The 19,183-nt window shown below is 43.1% G+C and carries 17 protein-coding genes; 6 read left to right on the forward strand and 11 right to left on the reverse strand.

Features of this window, described 5'->3' with window-relative positions; all coding sequences use genetic code 11:
• Position 1: 1 nt before the first annotated feature.
• From ctaE to cyoE, 4 genes are all read right to left on the reverse strand, one after another.
• Positions 2-625, reverse strand: coding sequence for a cytochrome c oxidase subunit III (gene ctaE, locus ACQVGS_RS14085; RefSeq protein ID WP_010334132.1), 624 nt, complete (start codon positions 623-625; stop codon positions 2-4).
• Positions 625-2,493, reverse strand: coding sequence for a cytochrome c oxidase subunit I (gene ctaD / locus ACQVGS_RS14090; protein WP_127695305.1), 1,869 nt, complete (start codon positions 2,491-2,493; stop codon positions 625-627). Before ctaD ends, ctaE begins: the two co-directional genes overlap by 1 nt.
• A gap of 32 nt (positions 2,494-2,525) precedes the next feature.
• On the reverse strand, positions 2,526-3,596 hold the full coding sequence (gene coxB / locus ACQVGS_RS14095; protein ID WP_106020359.1) for a cytochrome c oxidase subunit II: 1,071 nt from the start codon (positions 3,594-3,596) through the stop codon (positions 2,526-2,528).
• Between the two features lie 240 nt (positions 3,597-3,836).
• Positions 3,837-4,754, reverse strand: a complete 918-nt coding sequence (cyoE, locus tag ACQVGS_RS14100) for a heme o synthase (protein WP_010334129.1) — start codon at positions 4,752-4,754, stop codon at positions 3,837-3,839.
• A 351-nt stretch (positions 4,755-5,105) separates the two neighbouring features.
• On the opposite strand from cyoE, the gene ctaA reads away from it, so the two are divergent.
• Positions 5,106-6,026: a heme A synthase CtaA gene (gene ctaA / locus ACQVGS_RS14105; RefSeq protein ID WP_095714822.1), complete on the forward strand. Its 921-nt coding sequence runs from the start codon at positions 5,106-5,108 to the stop codon at positions 6,024-6,026.
• A 417-nt stretch (positions 6,027-6,443) separates the two neighbouring features.
• Here ctaA and pyc read toward each other — a convergent pair whose 3' ends face one another.
• The 4 genes from pyc to glsA form a co-directional block, all read right to left on the reverse strand.
• Positions 6,444-9,890, reverse strand: coding sequence for a pyruvate carboxylase (gene pyc, locus ACQVGS_RS14110; protein ID WP_105954174.1), 3,447 nt, complete (start codon positions 9,888-9,890; stop codon positions 6,444-6,446).
• A gap of 74 nt (positions 9,891-9,964) precedes the next feature.
• A complete protein-coding gene (locus ACQVGS_RS14115; protein ID WP_106020361.1) occupies positions 9,965-11,176 on the reverse strand; it encodes an FtsW/RodA/SpoVE family cell cycle protein in 1,212 nt (403 codons plus the stop codon).
• A gap of 202 nt (positions 11,177-11,378) precedes the next feature.
• Positions 11,379-11,660, reverse strand: coding sequence for an Fpa/YlaN family protein (locus ACQVGS_RS14120; protein ID WP_003221339.1), 282 nt, complete (start codon positions 11,658-11,660; stop codon positions 11,379-11,381).
• 97 nt (positions 11,661-11,757) lie between these two features.
• Positions 11,758-12,687 (reverse strand): glutaminase A, encoded by a 930-nt coding sequence (gene glsA, locus ACQVGS_RS14125; RefSeq protein WP_106020362.1) that lies wholly within the window; start codon positions 12,685-12,687, stop codon positions 11,758-11,760.
• Between the two features lie 103 nt (positions 12,688-12,790).
• Here glsA and ACQVGS_RS14130 point away from each other — a divergent pair, with 103 nt between their 5' ends.
• Positions 12,791-13,276, forward strand: a complete 486-nt coding sequence (locus ACQVGS_RS14130; RefSeq protein ID WP_103671640.1) for a hypothetical protein — start codon at positions 12,791-12,793, stop codon at positions 13,274-13,276.
• A 4-nt stretch (positions 13,277-13,280) separates the two neighbouring features.
• Here the strand turns inward: ACQVGS_RS14130 and ACQVGS_RS14135 are convergent, their stop codons facing one another.
• Positions 13,281-14,609: a PhoH family protein gene (locus ACQVGS_RS14135; protein WP_024121278.1), complete on the reverse strand. Its 1,329-nt coding sequence runs from the start codon at positions 14,607-14,609 to the stop codon at positions 13,281-13,283.
• A gap of 157 nt (positions 14,610-14,766) precedes the next feature.
• On the opposite strand from ACQVGS_RS14135, the gene ACQVGS_RS14140 reads away from it, so the two are divergent.
• Positions 14,767-15,396: a YhcN/YlaJ family sporulation lipoprotein gene (locus tag ACQVGS_RS14140; RefSeq protein WP_101865171.1), complete on the forward strand. Its 630-nt coding sequence runs from the start codon at positions 14,767-14,769 to the stop codon at positions 15,394-15,396.
• An 86-nt stretch (positions 15,397-15,482) separates the two neighbouring features.
• Positions 15,483-15,692 (forward strand): YlaI family protein, encoded by a 210-nt coding sequence (locus ACQVGS_RS14145; protein ID WP_081638297.1) that lies wholly within the window; start codon positions 15,483-15,485, stop codon positions 15,690-15,692.
• A 58-nt stretch (positions 15,693-15,750) separates the two neighbouring features.
• Here the strand turns inward: ACQVGS_RS14145 and ACQVGS_RS14150 are convergent, their stop codons facing one another.
• A complete protein-coding gene (locus ACQVGS_RS14150) occupies positions 15,751-16,068 on the reverse strand; it encodes a YlaH-like family protein (protein WP_024121276.1) in 318 nt (105 codons plus the stop codon).
• A 55-nt stretch (positions 16,069-16,123) separates the two neighbouring features.
• A complete protein-coding gene (gene typA / locus ACQVGS_RS14155) occupies positions 16,124-17,962 on the reverse strand; it encodes a translational GTPase TypA (RefSeq protein ID WP_010334118.1) in 1,839 nt (612 codons plus the stop codon).
• Positions 17,963-18,073: 111 nt separating this feature from the next.
• Between typA and ACQVGS_RS14160 the strand changes: the two genes are divergently transcribed.
• Complete coding sequence (locus ACQVGS_RS14160) at positions 18,074-18,262, forward strand: YlaF family protein (RefSeq protein WP_010334117.1); 189 nt, start codon at positions 18,074-18,076, stop codon at positions 18,260-18,262.
• A gap of 272 nt (positions 18,263-18,534) precedes the next feature.
• Positions 18,535-19,140, forward strand: coding sequence for a hypothetical protein (locus tag ACQVGS_RS14165; protein WP_101860687.1), 606 nt, complete (start codon positions 18,535-18,537; stop codon positions 19,138-19,140).
• The last annotated feature ends 43 nt before the right edge of the window (positions 19,141-19,183 follow it).

A 19,183-nucleotide genomic window follows, 5' to 3' on the forward strand; every position in this document is an offset into this window, starting at 1 on the left:
TTTATCCCACCATCCCCATTAAATATACAACGGTAAAGATAAAGACCCACACGACATCAATAAAATGCCAGTAAAGACTGGCCACGTAAAACTTAGGTGCTGTATATAAACTTAAGCCCCTCTTTGCATTGCGGATCATCAGCGTACTGATCCACAAAAGGCCAAACGCCACGTGTGCACCATGTGTGCCGACAAGCGTATAAAACGATGAGCCAAGCGCCGAGCTTGTGATGGTAAAGCCAAACTCATGTGTGTAATGCTTAAATTCATAAATTTCCAAGCCTAAAAATCCCGCACCCAATAACAAGGTAATTCCCAGCCAGAGCTGCATTTTGCCAAATGAAAAGTTTTTCATATGGTACATCGCATACACACTCGTTAAACTGCTCGTTAATAAGAGCATTGTGGCGATAAAAACGAGTGTGACATCAAACATTTCTGTTGTAGGCGGGTCACCGGCGTTTGAATTCCGTAGTGCAAGAAAAGTGGCGAAGAGAGACGCGAACAAAACAGTCTCTCCCCCAAGAAAAAGCCAAAATCCTAAAAATTTATTTTTCCCTTCCAGTGTTGCTTTTTCGGGAGAAGCTGGAAAGGTCTCTGCGGTGAATTTTTCTTCAATTTGCATTACGCCTTCACCCCTTTATCATCGTTCGGCAGTTCCTCTTTGTGAATATGATAACCGTGATCATCAATCAATGAACGGAGCAGCATTGTAAAAAATGTGATGCCAAGTCCGATAAAGATCACCGGCAGGCCCCAAGCGTGCTCGGTTCTATACAAGAGACCAAAGGCAGCGACAAAGAGACCGAAGGAAATGATCAGCGGCAGAATTGAACCGTTTGGCATATGGATATCATCAACCGGTTCAGCCGGTGTCATAGATTTGTGTCCCGCCTGCTTCTCGATCCACAGCGGGTCAAGCCCTCTGACAAATGGAAGCTGTTTAAAGTTATATTCAGGCGGCGGTGACGAAACAGCCCATTCAAGCGTACGTCCGTCATGCCATGGATCACTTCCGACATATTCGCCCTTCACCGAAGTCCATATGACATTGACAAGCAGGAGGATAACTGCTGCTGCCATAAAAAACGCCCCGATTGTACTGATCAAGTTGCCGGTTTCAAGGCCCTGGCCTGGCAAGAAGGTATACACACGGCGCGGCATTCCCATTAAACCGACAAAGTGCTGGATGAAAAAAGTAAGATGGAAACCGATAAAAAACAAAACAAATGAAATTTTCCCCATTGTTTCATGCAGAATTTTACCAAACATTTTCGGCCACCAGAAATGAACACCGGCTAATAGCCCGAATACGACTCCGCCTATAATGACATAGTGAAAGTGCGCCACCACAAAATACGTATCATGGAACTGGTAATCTGCAGCTGCCGCAGCCAGCATGACACCTGTCACACCGCCAAGCACAAAGGATGGGATAAATGAGACGGCATACAGCATGGCCGTCGTGTACTTCACATTTCCTCCCCAAATCGTCAGCAGCCAGTTAAATATCTTAATCCCGGTCGGGATCGCGATCGCCATTGTAGCAACTGCAAAGATTGCGTTCGCAATCGGTCCGAGACCTGTCGTAAACATGTGGTGCACCCAAACCATAAAGCCAAGAAAACCGATAAGCACGATCGCAAAAACCATTGAAGAATATCCAAACAATCGCTTTCTGGAAAACACAGGGATGACCTCTGAGAAAATGCCGAAAGCAGGCAAAATCAGAATATAAACCTCCGGATGTCCGAATATCCAAAATAAATGCTCCCAAATAATCGTGTTACCGCCAAGCTCAGGATTAAAGAAATTTGTGCCGAACAGCCGATCCAGCATCATAAGAGCCAAGCCAACCGTAAGCGGCGGAAACGCAAACAAAATTAATGCCGACGCCACAAATGTCGTCCATGTAAACAAAGGCAGCCTCATGTACGTCATGCCGGGAGCCCTCATGTTAATAATCGTGGCCAAAAAGTTAATCCCGGCTATCAGCGTCCCCAGTCCGGATATTTGCAGGCCAAGGACGAAAAAGTCTATGCCGTGCCCTTTTGAATGAAGCGAAAGCGAGGCATATGACGTCCAGCCCGCATCTGGCGCTCCTCCCAAAAACCAGCTTAAGTTTAAGAAAATGCCCCCGAAAAAGAAGAGCCAAAAACCAAGCGAATTTAAAAATGGAAACGAAACATCCCGCGCTCCGATCTGCAATGGAACAACCGCATTCATCAAAGCAAATAAAAGCGGCATCGCAGCCAAAAAGATCATTGTCGTCCCGTGCATCGTCATCACTTCATTGTACGCTTGAGCACTGAGAAAAGCATTTTCCGGCTTTGCAAGCTGGATTCTGATAAACATCGCTTCAATTCCCCCGACAAGAAAGAAGAATCCCCCTGCGATTAAATAAAGTATCGCGATTTTTTTATGGTCCACCGTCGTCAAATAATCCCAAAGCATAGATCCGCGCGTCCGCTTTTCTGTAAGCGCATTCAACATATGTGACCTCCCCCAATATCTCCCTTTCTTCCCTACTTGCTTTCTGCTTTCAAGCCTTTTAAGTATTCATAAAGCGCGTCCATTTCACTGTCTGAAAGCTTCGGATATGTTCCTGTCATTTTGTTCCCTGGCTTTATGCTCTCAGGGTCTTTCAGCCAGGCTTTCACATTTTCTTCATTCGCATCCTTCACCCCTGCCACTTTTGTCCTTTCACCGAAAGTAGCAAGGTTTGGCGCCGTTCTTGCTGCCTCTGCACGCTTATCATTTGGCTCGACCGCATGACAGCTCAGGCAGTTCTTCTCTTTGAACAGGTCTTCCCCCTGCTTAGCCAAATCACTTTCTGCTGCCGTCTTATAGTTTTTCATATCTTTTGTCCATGACTGGAATTCTTTCGCAGAAAGCGCCTTTACTTTAAAATCCATGAGTGCGTGTGAAGGCCCGCAAAGCTCAGCGCACTTTCCAAAGAACGTATCTCCCGCCTCTTTGCTGCGTTTTGAATCGAAGGTTAAGAAGAACGTATTTTCGTTATCAGTATTGGTATCAATTTTTCCTCCTGCTGAAGGAATCCAGAAAGAATGTTTTACATCAGAGGCTTTTAAACTGAAATAAACCCGCTGGTCTGTCGGTACGATCAGCTCCTGGCTTGTGATAATGCCGTAATCAGGATACTCGAACTCCCACCAATACAAATTTGCTCTGACATTGACAACGAGAGCATCCTCGGCTTTGCGGTTTTTCTTATCCATAGGTGATGTATCTGCGAGTTCAAGCGTATATAATACGACAGGGATAACAAGAATGATGAGCAGCAAAATAGGGATCACTGTCCATGTGATTTCTAAAAATTTATTCCCTTCCACCTGTTTTGGTATCGTGTTCTCCCCAACCCGCGACCTTCTGAATCTCACAATCACATAAAAGAAGATAACAGATACGACTGCTACGACAACAACCATAATCAATGTACTGAGCACTGTCAGGTCATACTGTTTATCAGCCACCTCGCCAGCAGGCTTGAGCGTGGATAAAAAAGGTTTTCCACATCCGCTTAACAGAAGCGGCACTAAGGCTAATAATGAGATAAGACGCCAATGCTTTACCATTTCACCCAACCCCTTTTCTGGTCAATACAACGGCGGAGAATAGATTGATTCTTAACGCAATCCAGTCCGCCTCCCAATAAAGCACTTACATTTCCTCTTCTCTTAAATTATGAGTTTTTTTACTCAAAATGCCATCTATGTATAAAAGTAAAGCCGCCTGATTAAACAAAAGGTCAAGGCGGCATTTACTAGTTGTCATCGTTTATTTTGAAGCGATAAAACAAGCAATGTATCTATTTTTTAGAAAAGCGTAAAGACAACCATTGCAACGAAATAGATTGTCATGTAATTCAGTGAGTAAACGAACATCATCGTCGCCCACTTCATGATATTTTTTGAACGGAAGCCCATCAAGCCAAGAATCAGCCAGCCGATATTTAACAGCAATCCGAGAATCACAATCGGAAGACCGAGGCTTCCTAAAAAGAATGGAAGCGGCATCAGGCACGCAACCCATACAATAATTTGTCTTTTCGTTACTTCAAATCCGTATACGACAGGAAGCATTGGAATATTCGCGGCTCTGTAGTCCTCAGTTTTCTTAATGGCAAGCGATAAGAAGTGAGGAATCTGCCAAATGAATAAAATCATAAATAATACCCATGCCACGACGCCGATATTTCCTTCTACTGCCGTCCATCCAATCAGAGGCGGCACCGCTCCGGAAACACTTCCTACTACTGTGTTAATCGTATAGCGGCGTTTCGTCCACATTGTGTACAGGACAACATAAGTAAATACTCCGATAAAACCAATAACAGCAGCCATCACAGTGGTCATCAGCAGCATGATCAATCCTAAAGCAACAAGCAAAATTCCAGACCATAATGCCTGATTCGGCTGAATTTTACCCGTAACCGTCGGTCTTACTTTTGTACGCTCCATGATATGGTCAATGTCCCGGTCATACCAGTTATTGATCGCACAGGACCCCGCAATAATCAAAGATGATCCAAATAAAGTAAGAAGAACGGTGTTTATATTGCCTAAAAAGCTTAAACCGGAAATATGAAAAGCAAGCCACATTCCAGTAAAAGTTGTGATGAGATTAGAATTTACGATCCCTATTTTAATGAGGGACAGAAAATCTTTCCATGCCGTTGTTTCTTCAATTTGTCCGTCTATAGCTGTATCATTTAAGATTCTGGAGTTAGCCATAACGTAAACCTCCCTTACAAACCTAACGCAGGTTTATAATAACCTGCAACTCTATCATACAAGATAACAACTTGTAAAAAAACATCCTATTAAATATTAAACGAGAAACAGGAATTTATTTGTGAACTTTTTATGAATTTTACCAAAGATGAAGGCAAACGCCAATTCGATAATGCGTTTACCTTATTTCTATCAGACCCGGCATGAATAATCAAGTATACATTTCCAGAAGTCGTGATTCTATTATATTTTTGTGAACAAAGGGCTCTAAGAATTGCCACAAAACACATATTCGCTTACACTTGGTACGTATAAAAAATTGCAGCAGTTTGTTAAGAAGGTGGATATTGTATGAATAAAGCATTAAAAGCTCTCGGTGTTTTGACAACATTTGTGATGCTTATTGTTTTAATCGGGGGAGCCCTCGTTACAAAAACAGGTTCCGGCCAAGGATGCGGCAGACAGTGGCCGCTGTGCCACGGGCGCTTCTTCCCTGAACTGAATCCCGCTTCTATTATTGAATGGAGCCACAGATTCGCAAGCGGCATCTCAATTATTCTTGTATTAAGCCTTGCCTTTTGGTCATGGAGAAAAATCACACCTGTTTTCCGTGAAACAACGTTTCTCGCTATCATGTCCATTATCTTTTTGTTTCTTCAGGCACTGCTTGGTGCGTTGGCTGTCGTGTTCGGTTCAAACGCGCTTATTATGGCGCTTCATTTTGGGATTTCACTAATTTCTTTTGCGTCTGTTTTAATATTAACTTTGCTTATATTTGAAGCTGATAAATCAGCCAGAAAACTGGTCAAACCGCTTCAAATCGGCAAGAAAATGCAATTTCACATGATAGGTATTTTGATATATTCCTATATCGTTGTGTATACTGGCGCATACGTAAGACATACAGAATCCAGTCTGGCGTGTCCTGATGTGCCGCTGTGCAGCAGGCTGAACAATGGACTTCCGACCCAATTTCACGAATGGGTGCAAATGGGGCACAGAGCTGCAGCCTTGCTCCTGTTTGTATGGATCATCGTTGCCGCTGTTCATGCGATTACTTCCTATAAAGAACAAAAGCAAATCTTTTGGGGCTGGATTTCGTGTCTTATTTTTATCACGTTACAGGCACTGTCCGGCATTATGATCGTGTATTCTGAACTGGCGCTGGGCTTTGCGCTTGCGCACTCATTTTTTATTGCCTGCCTGTTTGGGGTTTTATGCTACTTCTTATTATTGATTGCACGTTTTCGTTACGAATCAAGACGGGTATAAGACATAAGACACAAGACCAAAGCTCTTATACGCTTTGGTCTTTTTTATCATTCCATTTCGGCAGCTTCATATAATTCAACTTTCGGTTTGCATACTGAACTTGATGATTTATATAAGGTTTGGATAATCTCGGGCGATGATGTATTCTAAACGCGCTGCTCAATCGATGTTTGGGACAGGATTTTAATTAAAATAACTTTTCCTCAAGAAGTCAATTCATTCTCACCAGAAAAGAAGCCGTAATTATACCAAGCTTATTAAGCATCAGCTTTTCTCATTCCTGCACCCGCGAGCAGACAACCAATGCGTCCTTCACACACGTTTGAAACAGCCCCCGCTCGTTGCAGCAGCTGCACGTTCATATCTCGTTCCTCACTAAAAAAGAGTGTATATCAAATGATATACACTCTTTTTTGATTATGCTTTTTCAATTTCGAGAAGCAGATCTCCCGTTTGGATCGGCTCTCCATTTTTCACATGAATCTGTTTGATTGTTCCTGAGAATGGCGCCTGAACCGTTGTTTCCATTTTCATGGCTTCGTTGATCATCAAATGATCACCTTTATCAACTTTGGCACCCGCTTCTGTCAGTACCTTGATAACAGTTCCAGGCATAGAAGCTGCAATATGACTTGGATTTGTACGGTCTGCTTTTAATCTTTCCTGAACGGAAGACTTAATGCTTTCGTCCTTTATGACCACTTCACGCGGCTGACCGTTCAGTTCGAAATAGATCACACGAGTTGCATCCGGCTGAGGTTCACCGATTGAAATTAGTTTGACGATCAGCGTTTTCCCGCGTTCAATTTCCACTTCTATTTCTTCGCCTAATGTCATGCCATAGAAGAAGGTCGGAGTATCTAATACCGAAATATTTCCATAGCTTTCAGCAGTTTTTACATAATCAGAGAAGACTTTGGGATAAAGTGCGTACGCCAAAGCATCCTGGTCTGAGATCTCCAGGTTATGCTGCTCTTTAAACTCCTGTTTGATCGCTTCAAAGGATACCGGCTCAAGCAGTTCTCCCGGTCTCACTGTGATCGGCTCCTGCCCTTTTAAAATGAGCTTTTGAAGTTTTTCCGGGAATCCGCCATGAGGCTGTCCAATATTTCCTTTGAAAAGCTCAATAACAGAGTCAGGGAAATCTAATGATTCGCCTTTTTCGTAAATGTCCTTTTCAGTCAGGTTATTTTGCACCATGTACAGCGCCATATCCCCGACTACTTTAGAGGAAGGCGTAACCTTCACGATATCACCGAACATATCATTTACTCGTCTGTACATCTCTTTGACTTCGTTCCAGCGATCGCCCAGGCCTACTCCCTTCGCCTGCTGCTGCAGGTTACTGTATTGGCCTCCAGGCATTTCATGCTCATAAATTTCAGTATGCGGAGACTTCATCCCGCTTTCAAATTCACTATAATATTTACGAACTGATTCCCAATACTGGGATAGTAATTCCACGCCTTGCACGTTCATTTCCGGACGGCGGGAGTTGCCTTCCATCGCATGGTAAAATCCGCTCGCGCTAGGCTGCGATGTTAAGCCAGCCATTGAGCTGACCGCCACGTCTACGATATCAACGCCTGCTTCTACTGCTTTTGCATACATATAAATTCCGTTGCCGCTCGTATCATGCGTATGAAGGTGAACCGGAATATTGATCGTTTCTTTCAACGCAGACACCAGCTCATATGCAGCTTGCGGTTTTAACAGACCTGCCATATCTTTAATTCCGAGAATATGGGCCCCTGCAGCCTCAAGCTCCTTCGCCATAGATGTATAGTAAGCGAGATCATATTTTGTACGGGTTTTATCAAGAATATCACCTGTATAACAAATTGCCGCTTCAGCCACTTTACCTGAATCCCGAACGGCATCGATGGCTAACGTCATCCCTTTTACCCAGTTTAAGCTGTCAAAAATACGGAAAACATCAATACCGGATTGAGCGGATTGCTTCACAAATTCTTTAATCACATTATCCGGATAATTCGTATAGCCGACAGCGTTTGAGGAGCGAAGCAGCATCTGGAACAGCGTATTCGGCACTTCCTTGCGGAGATCCTCCAGACGCTTCCATGGATCTTCCTTCAGGAAGCGGTAAGCTACATCGAAGGTCGCGCCTCCCCACATTTCCATGCTGAACAGCTCCGGCCATAACGCAGCCGTCGGATTAGCGATTTTTTTCAAATCATGCGATCTGAATCTAGTCGCAAGTAAAGACTGATGGGCATCCCGGAATGTTGTATCAGTTAATAGAACAGATTTCTGTTCCTTAACCCAATTTGCAAGCCCTTCAGCGCCTTTTTCATCTAGAATCTGTTTTGTTCCTCTTGCAGGCTGCTGATCAACGTCGACTTTTACAGCTAACGGCTTGTCAAACGCCGGTTTTTCTTTTTTGCCGATTCCAGGGAAACCATTCACTGTCACATTCCCAATATAAGTAAGCATTTTTGTTCCGCGGTCTTTCTGCTTAGGGAAATTAAACAACTCAGGCGTTGTATCAATGAAAGACGTATCATATTGTCCTGTCAGAAACTTTTCATGCTTTGCGACATTTTCAAGGAACGGAATGTTTGTTTTAATTCCTCTGATTCTAAACTCCTGAAGGTTTCGAACCATTTTGGCCGCCGCCTGTTCAAACGTTAAAGCCCAAGTTGAAAGCTTAACGAGCAGTGAATCGTAATATGGCGTAATAACGGCGCCTTGGAAGCTGTTTCCTGTATCAAGACGAACACCAAAGCCTCCGCCTGAACGGTAAGCCATGATTTTCCCTGTGTCAGGCATAAAATCATTTTGCGGATCTTCAGTCGTTACCCGTGACTGAATCGCATAGCCGATTGTAAAAATGTCCTTCTGCTCCGGAATGTTGACTTTTTTGCTATGTAGGCTGTGGCCTTGGGCAACAAGTATCTGTGTCTGCACAATATCAACACCGGTAATCATTTCCGTAATTGTATGTTCAACTTGAACACGCGGATTTACTTCTATAAAATAAAACTCGTTGTTCGCGACAAGGAATTCAACCGTACCAGCATTTATATAGTTCACGTTTTTAGCAAGCGCAACCGCAGCTTCACAAATTTGATCTCTCAATTCAGTTGACAGCGAAACGCTCGGCGCTACTTCGATTACCTTTTGGTGGCGTCTTTGAACAGAACAATCCCGTTCAAATAGATGAATCACGTTTCCCTGATTGTCTCCGATAACCTGGACCTCAATATGCTTAGGGTTTTCAATCAGTTTCTCTACATATACTTCATCATTGCCAAAGGCTGCTTTTGCCTCTGATTTCGCACGTTCATATGCTTCTTTGACTTCACTTTCACTTCTGACAATTCTCATGCCGCGGCCGCCGCCGCCAAGCGAAGCTTTAATAATAATCGGATAACCGTGAGTTTGTCCGAATTGTTCGACTGCTTCAAGCGTTTCTGCAGGGCCGTCGCTTCCTGGTATTACAGGAATTCCGGCTTTTTCCGCCTGCTCACGCGCTTTTACCTTATCACCAAACATATCTAAATGTTCAGAAGTCGGACCAATGAACACGATGCCTTCTTCTTCACAGCGCCTTGCGAAATGTATATTTTCAGATAAGAAACCATATCCCGGGTGGATCGCATCCACCTTGTTTCTTTTCGCAATATCAATAATACCTTCAATATCCAGGTAGGCATCAATTGGTTTTTTTCCTTCGCCAACCAGGTACGCTTCATCGGCTTTGTAACGATGATAGGAACCGGAATCTTCTTTTGAATAAACCGCAACTGTACGAACATTCAATTCTGTACAAGCGCGGAATATACGGATTGCAATTTCTCCCCTGTTTGCTACTAACACTTTTTGTATCGATTGCTGTGACAAACTTTTTTCCCCCTTACCCGAATGGAATATAATCTATCATATCGGAATATCCTTCACGTGTACACACTTGTTTTTTACAGATAAACAGTTTTTTCAAGCTGCTTCTTTTTCATTCCCTTTGGCGCCAAGGACTCTCTCTTTTTCTTATTCTCTGAATATTTCACAAACATGCTGATATTGATTAATATCCCCATGCTTCCCAATAATAGAAGTAAAGAAGAGCCTCCGTAGCTGATAAATGGCAGCGTAACACCCGTAATCGGAATTAGCCCGCTGACACCGCCAAGGTTAATAAACGATTGTACGGCAATCATGCTAGAAATGCCGATTGCCAGAAGACTTCCAAACGGGTCCTCGCATTTTCTCGCAATATAGAAACCTTTTAATACGATAAAGCCCAGCAGGAAAACAACAAACAATACCCCAAAAATGCCAAGTTCTTCAGCAATAACGGCCATGATAAAGTCAGTATGGGATTCTGGAAGATACCCGTATTTTTGGATACTTTCACCGAGTCCGAGACCGAATATACCGCCCGACCCAATCGCATAATAAGAATTGATCACTTGCAAACCAGATGAATCCGCATATTTAAAGGGATCTTCCAGACTCTCAAAACGAGCTAAACGCCCTTTAGTTAAAATGTCATCCTTATTTAAATAAATAAGCGGGCTGACCAGGATTAAAACAATTCCGCCCAGCAAAACAAGCCTTGCCAGCGTCTTTCCGCTGAAACCAGAGCACAAAATCATACACGTTGCGATTATGGCGATAATCATCGCTGTACCAAAATCAGGCTGCATGGCAATTAAACCGCAAATAATAACCGTCATCACCACAGGAGGCGCAACTCCCGTTAACAGGTGATCAATATAGCTTTGTTTTTTTGCATATACAGCTGCTAGATATAAAATGACCACCAGCTTGACAAATTCACCCGGCTGGATACTCATTCCGCCGATTTTAAACCAGCTTTGCGCATTTCCGGCAACATGCCCGAATACAAACAGTGAGATAAGCGCAAACACAGAAGCAAGCAGCATTACCTTTTGAAACTTTTGATGAGCCAGTGCTTTGTAAGGAAACACGGCCATAACAATAAAAAGGATTCCTCCTGCAATTAAAGCAAACAGCTGCCGCATGAAAAAATAATTACTGCTCACCCCATACCGAGAAACAGCCGTAATCATACTTGAGCTGTACACCATCACTAAACCGAATCCGCATAGTAAAACAATTGCGAATATCAGTGAGTAATCATAAGATTTTAGCATTTTTTTTAACATAACATCCTCTTCCCTGCTTCCAACTTCCATTACCTATGGTTTTTATGTATTTATATTTTTTATTTTACTACAATTTATCAAACGACACGAAGATTCTCTATACGATTCGGATGAAATGCACAAAAAGAGACCGTCATTAACGGTGAAAAAAGCAAGCGGTTATAAAAAAACCCAAACTGTTAATTAGTTTGAGTTTTATCATTTATTTACCTGTAAACGCGTCGTGCAAAGCAGACAATTCGCGTTCTAATGTGTATAAAAGGTCTTTTCCATCTTTTTCGTCAACCAATCCCAGGCGGACAGCAAAATCGATTTCCCTCGAAAGTCCGAACATTTGAGTATCTAATACCTCTTCATATAGAGGACATTGAGGCATCGTTAAGTTATCCATTTGTACTCGGATCAGCTTCAAAATCTTCTCAGCGTCAACTTTCAGTAGCTCAAAAGCTTTTTGCCGATGGTCGACTATCATCTCTGAAGCCAAAAGTATCCCTCCGTTCCCCAGGCGAGTACCTAATTCTTCTATTTATCATAAAGGGTATCAGCAGAAAATGCAAGAGGATTTAAACAGATGACATAAATTAAAAAATACTCAGCTTGTACGTTTCAGACATTATTTTCAAAAGCTTTACACCTGCAATGCTGTTCCCTTTTTCATCCAAAGCCGGGCCGAAAATGCCGATGCCAAAATCATAGGGTGAAATGCCCATAATCCCTCCTGATACTCCGCTTTTCGCAGGAATTCCGACCTTAATCGCAAATTCACCGCTTGCATTATACATTCCGCAGGTGACCATAAACGTCTTGCAAATTCTCGCGACATCATTCGAAATGACTTGTTCTCCTGTTTCCGGGTGCCTGCCGTTGAGCGCAAACACAGCCCCGATTTTTGCTAAATCAAGACTGTTCATCTCAATCGCACATTGCTTCGTATATAAATCCATTACTGCTTCCACATCATCCTCAAAAATCCCGTACTGCTTCATATAATAACACATCGCCCGATTAATCATAGATGTGCTGTATTCAGACTCAGCTACGTCCCGGCAGTAGGTGATGCCTTGGTTGTTTGTCAATTTTCTGATGAAAGAAAGCAGATAATCGAGTCTCTCTTTAGACGTTTGTCCTTTCAACAAGCTGGTGACAACCAATGCTCCGGCATTTATCATAGGATTTAGCGGTTTGCTCGGATTCACGGTTTCAAGCTTAATGATTGAATTAAACGGATCACCGGTCGGCTCCTGTCCGACATAACTGAAGACTCTGTCCTTGCCGTATTCCATTAACACAAGGGCAAGCGAGAGCACTTTCGATATACTTTGAAGAGTAAATGTTTTTTCTACGTCACCCGCTGACAGACAAGTATTATTTGAATAATAAATCGCTACTGAAAGATCGTGCTGATCAGCTTTTGCTAAAGCGGGAATATAGCTGGCCACCGCTCCCTTGCCTGTCACCTTTTTCGCTTCTTTCACTAACGCTTCCAGCTCGTCATTATGCCGGCATACCATGCGACCACCCTCGCTCCCTGAGCATCTCAATACATATAATTTGTTACACAAAGTGACAATTCATGCGAAAACTTTTATAATTTTGAGAGAAGGGGGTTATACCATGAGCGTTATACAAGTAAAAGGCAATGTTACATATCCGATTACGATTGATCCTAGCGTATGGATTTTTGATGATCGCAAATTTTCATTTGACCGTAAAGGGGACGGCCAAGAAATCAATTTTCATACGGCTGAGAATGAATCTGGCCTTGACACTGAACGTGTTATTAGAGAAGGACGGATTGCGCCGCCTACATTAAAGACGGAAAAACAATTTGAGAAACAAAAACTGATGAACGGCAGCTTCGCAATGAAATTGGGAAATGTGCTGAAAAATGCCGAGCCGCTCAGCTCTGCATCACAATGTGTATTTATTACAAGTTCCGGTAAAGCCGCTGTTCCTCTTGAAACCGCGCTGAACAGTATTGTCCATTTCAGCCAGGCAGGCAAGCCGATTCAGGAAGGCGGCCCAGTTCATATTTATTTTGAAGATCCAGTTGATCACGAACAGCCAATCACCAATATAAAAGAGATCGACATCATTTAAATCGTCACAGCAAGTCAGCGGCAAGCTGGGCAAGCCCGGATCTCTCACCTTTTAAAAGCTTCACACTGCCGGAGATAGGTTGTCCTTTAAACCGCTCAACAACATATGCCAGACCATTATTCAGACTGTCTAAATATGGGTGATCAATCTGTTCAGGATCGCCCATTAAGACAATTTTACTGCCTTCTCCCACTCTTGTAAGAAGTGTTTTCACTTCATGCCTGGTCAAATTTTGCGCTTCATCAATGATTATAAATTGATCAGGAATGCTTCTCCCTCTGATATACGTCAGCGCCTCTACCTGGATCGAACCGATCCCCGCCAAAATCGCCTCGAGCTCTCCCGGTTTCTTGGCATTAAACAGAAACTCTAAGTTATCAAAAATCGGCTGCATCCAAGGCTTTAGCTTCTCCTCTTTTTCACCCGGTAAGTATCCGATATCCTTGCCGACAGGAACAATCGGCCTTGCCACGACCAGCTTCTTATATATCCCTAAATCTTCTGTCTGTAAAAGCCCCGCTGCCAAAGCAAGCAACGTTTTCCCGGTTCCGGCTTTTCCGATCAGCGTCACCAGCGGAATATCTTCTCGCAGCAAAAGCTCTAACGCCATTGTCTGCTGAACATTTCTCGGCCTGATTCCCCATACGTGTTCATCATCAAACACAAGTCTTTTTAGGACCGTGCCCGTTTTATCCGCAATACCGACGGCAGAGGACGACCCTCCTAATTCATCCTTCATTAAGGCAAACTGGTTTGGGTAAAATGCATGCTGCTTCATATCCTGAACTGAAATTTGTTTTTTTCCGTAAAAAGAGCTAAATAGCTGCTGGTTTATATATAAATCCTTATATCCGCTGTACATTTCATCATTGTCCACAACCCTGTCATTTAAGAAATCTTCAGCAAGAAGGCCGATGGCATCCGCTTTGACTCTGACTAATACATCCTTGCTGACAAGGATCACAGGCCTGCCGTCTTCCTTCGTCTCTTCTTCAAGGCTTAAGTTTTTAGCAACGGCTAATATACGATTATCATTCGTTTTTTCGATAAAAATTTCTTGAAGCTGGTGAAAGGAACGGTGGTTTAATTCAATTCTGAGCGTTCCCCCCGTATCAAGCGGAACCTTCTCATGCAGCCTCCCCTTCAGTCTTAGCGCGTCTATCAGCTTAGATACGTGCCTCGCATTCCTCCCAACTTCGTCCATATATCGTTTCTTGGAATCAACCTCTTCTAAAACGACAGCAGGGATGACAACTTCATTTTCTTCAAAAGAAAAAATAGCGTTAGGATCCTGTAATAACACATTCGTATCTAACACATAAATTTTACTCAAGTCTCAGCCTCCTGATATAAGGGTGGTCAAAGTTCTTCCTGCTTCTCTTACGATGAAAAAGGTGAACGCCTGCTAAAATATATGTTTTTGTGAATAAAGATAGAAGGTTAATTCAACAATAAAATTAATGAATGCATTTCAAGGAGGGAAACCGCAAGTGCGAATTCTTTTCATTATCATACAGCTCACACTCATTTTGTCCGCCTGCGCTGTTCAACAGGGAAGACAGGAGCAAAATATTGAAAAAGAATCAACAAGACAGCAGGAAACAAAACCGATTCACGTAAAGGACACATCTCAGGAAACAAAAGACAATGGAACTAGAACTGATATTGCCAAGCATCTTGTCGGCGTTGCGGAAAAAGTGCCGGATGTCAAGGATGCGACAGCTATTGTGCTTGGAGGATATGCTGTAGTAGGAATTGACGTCGACGATAACCTGGATAGAAGCAAAGTCGAAACCATCAAATACTCTGTGGCACAGGCTTTAAAAAATGATCGGCACGGCGCCAATGCAGTTGTGGTTGCTGATCCTGATACCGTCAGCCGTCTCAATGAAATGGGACGAGAGATCAGTGAAGGCCGTCCTGTTACGGGGATTTTAGATGAACTGGCCGCGATTGTCGGCCGGGTGCTTCCGGAAGTGCCTAACGATGTGATTGACGATGAAGATGAACCGCAAACCAAGCAGCAAAACGATCAATTAAACAGAAAGCAAGAGAAGGAAATGGAAACGGAACAAAACGATCAATCTGATCATCATATGAAAAAGAATAATAATGATTAAGCTAGAGCCCTTTCGGCTTTAGCTTTTTCTTATTTTGGACAGCATCTGATCCATGATATAATGCATATTAGAGTGAAAGAGGTGATATGATGAGGGTCCAATGTTCCATTTGCGATAAAATTGAAACGATTGATGATGAAACCCTGATCGCGAAACGGCTGAGAAACCGTCCGATCCATACATATATGTGCCAGGAATGCCATGACCGAATTGCAAAAAAAACAGAAGAACGGCTGAAAACCGGAAAGTTTACATTTCACCCGGGACAGCAGAAGAAAGAAAAAGTTAAAAAATAAAGCGGCAGCTATTCATACAGAATACAAAAAAAGACTCAGCGAGATGCTGAGTCTTTTTTCATGATTTTGCGGACTGTTCCTTTTTCGACTGATACAGCCGAATTTTGTAAATGATTAAAATCAATGCAGCGACGACCAATCCCTCTGCCACAGGCAAAAATACACCGAGAAAAGTCAAAACAGTGCAGCCTAAAGCCAGAAATAAGTACACCACTGCTGATTTTAATACCGGAAGCCGTTTTGCAAATCCAAGCTTAAACACAATAACAGCTAAAACAAAAATGGTGCCATACAGCAGCCACATGCCTGCTGCTGGCTGCCGGTCCACTTGATATAGAGCGGCGAAGAACGACAGGCGTTCGCTTACGTCATTCAAAAAGATTCCCTCCCCTGCAGCGTACGGGTTCTATCTTTTCAAATTCTGCAAGGGATTAAGACAATCCTGCTGTTTTTTTCTTTTTAGCCGCTTTTTCACGTTCGTTTTTATTAAGGATTTTCTTTCTTAAACGGATGGATTCAGGCGTTACTTCGCAGTATTCATCTTCGTTTAAGTACTCTAAAGATTCTTCAAGAGACATGATGCGCGCTTTTTTAATTGTTGTTGTTTGATCTTTTGTTGCAGAGCGGACGTTTGTCTGCTGTTTCATTTTGCTGACATTGACAACAAGGTCGTTGTCACGGTTATGCTCTCCGACAATCATTCCTTCATAAACTTCAGTACCAGGTTCAACAAAGATCACACCGCGGTCTTCAATCCCTTGAATTCCGTAAGATGTCGCTTTTCCGTTTTCCATTGACACAAGCACACCTTGACGGCGTCCGCCGACTTGGCCCGCCTGCATCGGCTGGTAACTGTCAAACGTATGGTTCAGGATACCGAAGCCGCGTGTTAATGACAGGAACTCTGTTGAGTAACCGATCAATCCGCGGGAAGGCACTGTAAAGATTAAACGGACTTGGCCGTTACCGTTGTTAATCATATCGATCATTTCACCTTTACGCGCTCCCATTGATTCCATTACAGAGCCTGTATGCTCTTCCGGAACATCAATTTGCACGCGCTCTACAGGCTCACAGCGTACACCGTCAATTTCTTTGATGATAACTTCAGGTTTTGACACTTGAAGCTCATAGCCTTCACGGCGCATGTTTTCAATTAAAATAGACAGGTGAAGCTCACCGCGGCCGGAAACCACCCAAGCATCTGGAGAAGCTGTAGGCTCGACACGCAAGCTGACATCAGTCTGCAGCTGTGACTGAAGGCGCTCTTCAATTTTACGGGCTGTCACATATTTCCCTTCACGGCCGGCAAACGGGCTGTTATTCACGACAAATGTCATTTGAAGTGTCGGTTCATCAATACGAAGCACCGGAAGCGGTTCTTGATGCTCTACAGGACAAACTGTTTCACCGACGTTGATATCTTCCATACCGGAAACCGCAACGAGGTCTCCCGCTTTTGCTTCTTCAATTTCCACCCGTTTTAAGCCTTGGAAACCAAAGATTTTTGTCACACGGAATGATTTAGCTGTACCGTCAAGCTTCATAAGAGAAACCTGCTGACCGACTTTCATCGTACCGCGGAAAACACGTCCGATTCCGATACGGCCTACATAGTCGTTATAATCAAGAAGTGCAACTTGGAATTGAAGCGGCTCATCTGCATTCTCAACAGGTGCCGGAACATGCTTAATAATCGTTTCATATAAAGCTTCCATGTTTTCATCTTGCTGCTTAGGGTCAAGGCTCGCTGTTCCATTAATCGCGGAAGCATATACCACCGGGAATTCGAGCTGTTCTTCATTTGCGTCAAGCTCGATGAACAGGTCAAGAACCTCATCGATAACTTCTTCAGGACGTGCGAAATCACGGTCGATTTTGTTCACAACAACAACCGGGTTCAAGTTTTGCTCAAGAGCTTTCTTCAGAACGAAGCGAGTTTGAGGCATGCAGCCTTCATATGCGTCAACGACAAGCAGTACGCCGTCAACCATTTTCATAATCCGTTCTACCTCTCCCCCAAAGTCTGCGTGTCCAGGGGTATCCAAAATATTGATGCGTGTATCTTTATAGTTAATCGCAGTATTTTTCGCCAAAATTGTAATGCCGCGTTCGCGTTCAAGATCGTTTGAGTCCATTGCGCGTTCAGCAACTTGTTCGTTGGCACGGAATGTACCAGCCTGGTGTAAAAGCTGATCGACTAGAGTCGTTTTCCCATGGTCAACGTGGGCAATAATCGCGATGTTGCGAAGATCATTTCGAAGTTTCACTTTTTCATCTCCTAAAAAAATTAGATAACTTTCATATTATACCACACATCCTCTTTAAAAGCGTCACGTTTTTCTGTAAACTTATTATAAGACGTAAAAGGGGATGGAAATATGAAAAAAATGAATTGGCTTTTATTATTATTTGCATTTGCAGCGGTTTTCAGCATAATGCTGATCGGCGTCTTTATCGCCGAAAAAAGCGCGTGGGGCATTATCGCCAGCATTGTGCTCGTTTGCGCCGTTATGGGAAGCGGATTTACGTTAAAAAAGAAAATGCGTGAGCAAGGATTACTCGATTAAAAGCTTATCCTTGCTAAAGACATTGTAATCAAAAACACCGCAAATGAATGCGGTGTTTTTTCGTTGCGTAAGGCTTATCTCCCCTGTTTCCTAGGCGGGAAGAAGCAAAACAACATCCATTCATGGACAATCGTTCTAAATATGACACTTTTAACCAAACAAAAGTGGTTCGACATTGATATACACAAACTACCATAAAGCCTATTTTCCTCACACCAGCCTCTCCCTATAATGGGATTTGTACCACAATTCACAAAAGGGAGAGACGAAACATGAAGAAACCATTTGTAAAAAAAGCCATACTTACAACTGCCGCACTGACCTCAGCCACCCTGCTTACTTTCGGACCCGATGCCGCAAGCGCAAAAACAGTTAGTCACAGCACACCTGCTTTGCAGGAGACAATCACAAATGAAGACCTGAATACATTTTTCGATTTATTAAATCAATGTATATATGAAAAAGACGGGGTTTATTATTTTGACAGTGAAAAAGCTGTCGAGTTAGGAATGACACAAGAAGAGGCTCAAATCATTGCAAAATTGTGGGAATCGACATCTGAATTCTTCGATATTGTTTCACAATGTGTGTATGTTGAAGACGGCAGCTACAAATTTGATACAGAAAAAGCTGTTGAGCTCGGCTTCACAGAAAAAGAAGCACTCGCGCTTGACCAATTTTTCGCCGCTGTTTCCCTTAAAATTCATATTCTGCAGGCATCCATTGTTTCAGAAGATGGAGCGTACAGCTTTGATAAAGATGCAGCTTTAGAAGCTGGTGCGACACCGGAGCAGGCTGATTTTTATGAAAAGCTCTTCGGTGCACTGTCTCAAGAACAGCTTGCAGCCATCTACCAAATGCTTCATCCGCAAGCTTAATGTAAGAAAAGCGCTTGTCCGTAAATCCGGCAAGCGCTTTTCC

The sequence above is a fragment of the Bacillus sp. SD127 genome, assembly GCF_058566445.1.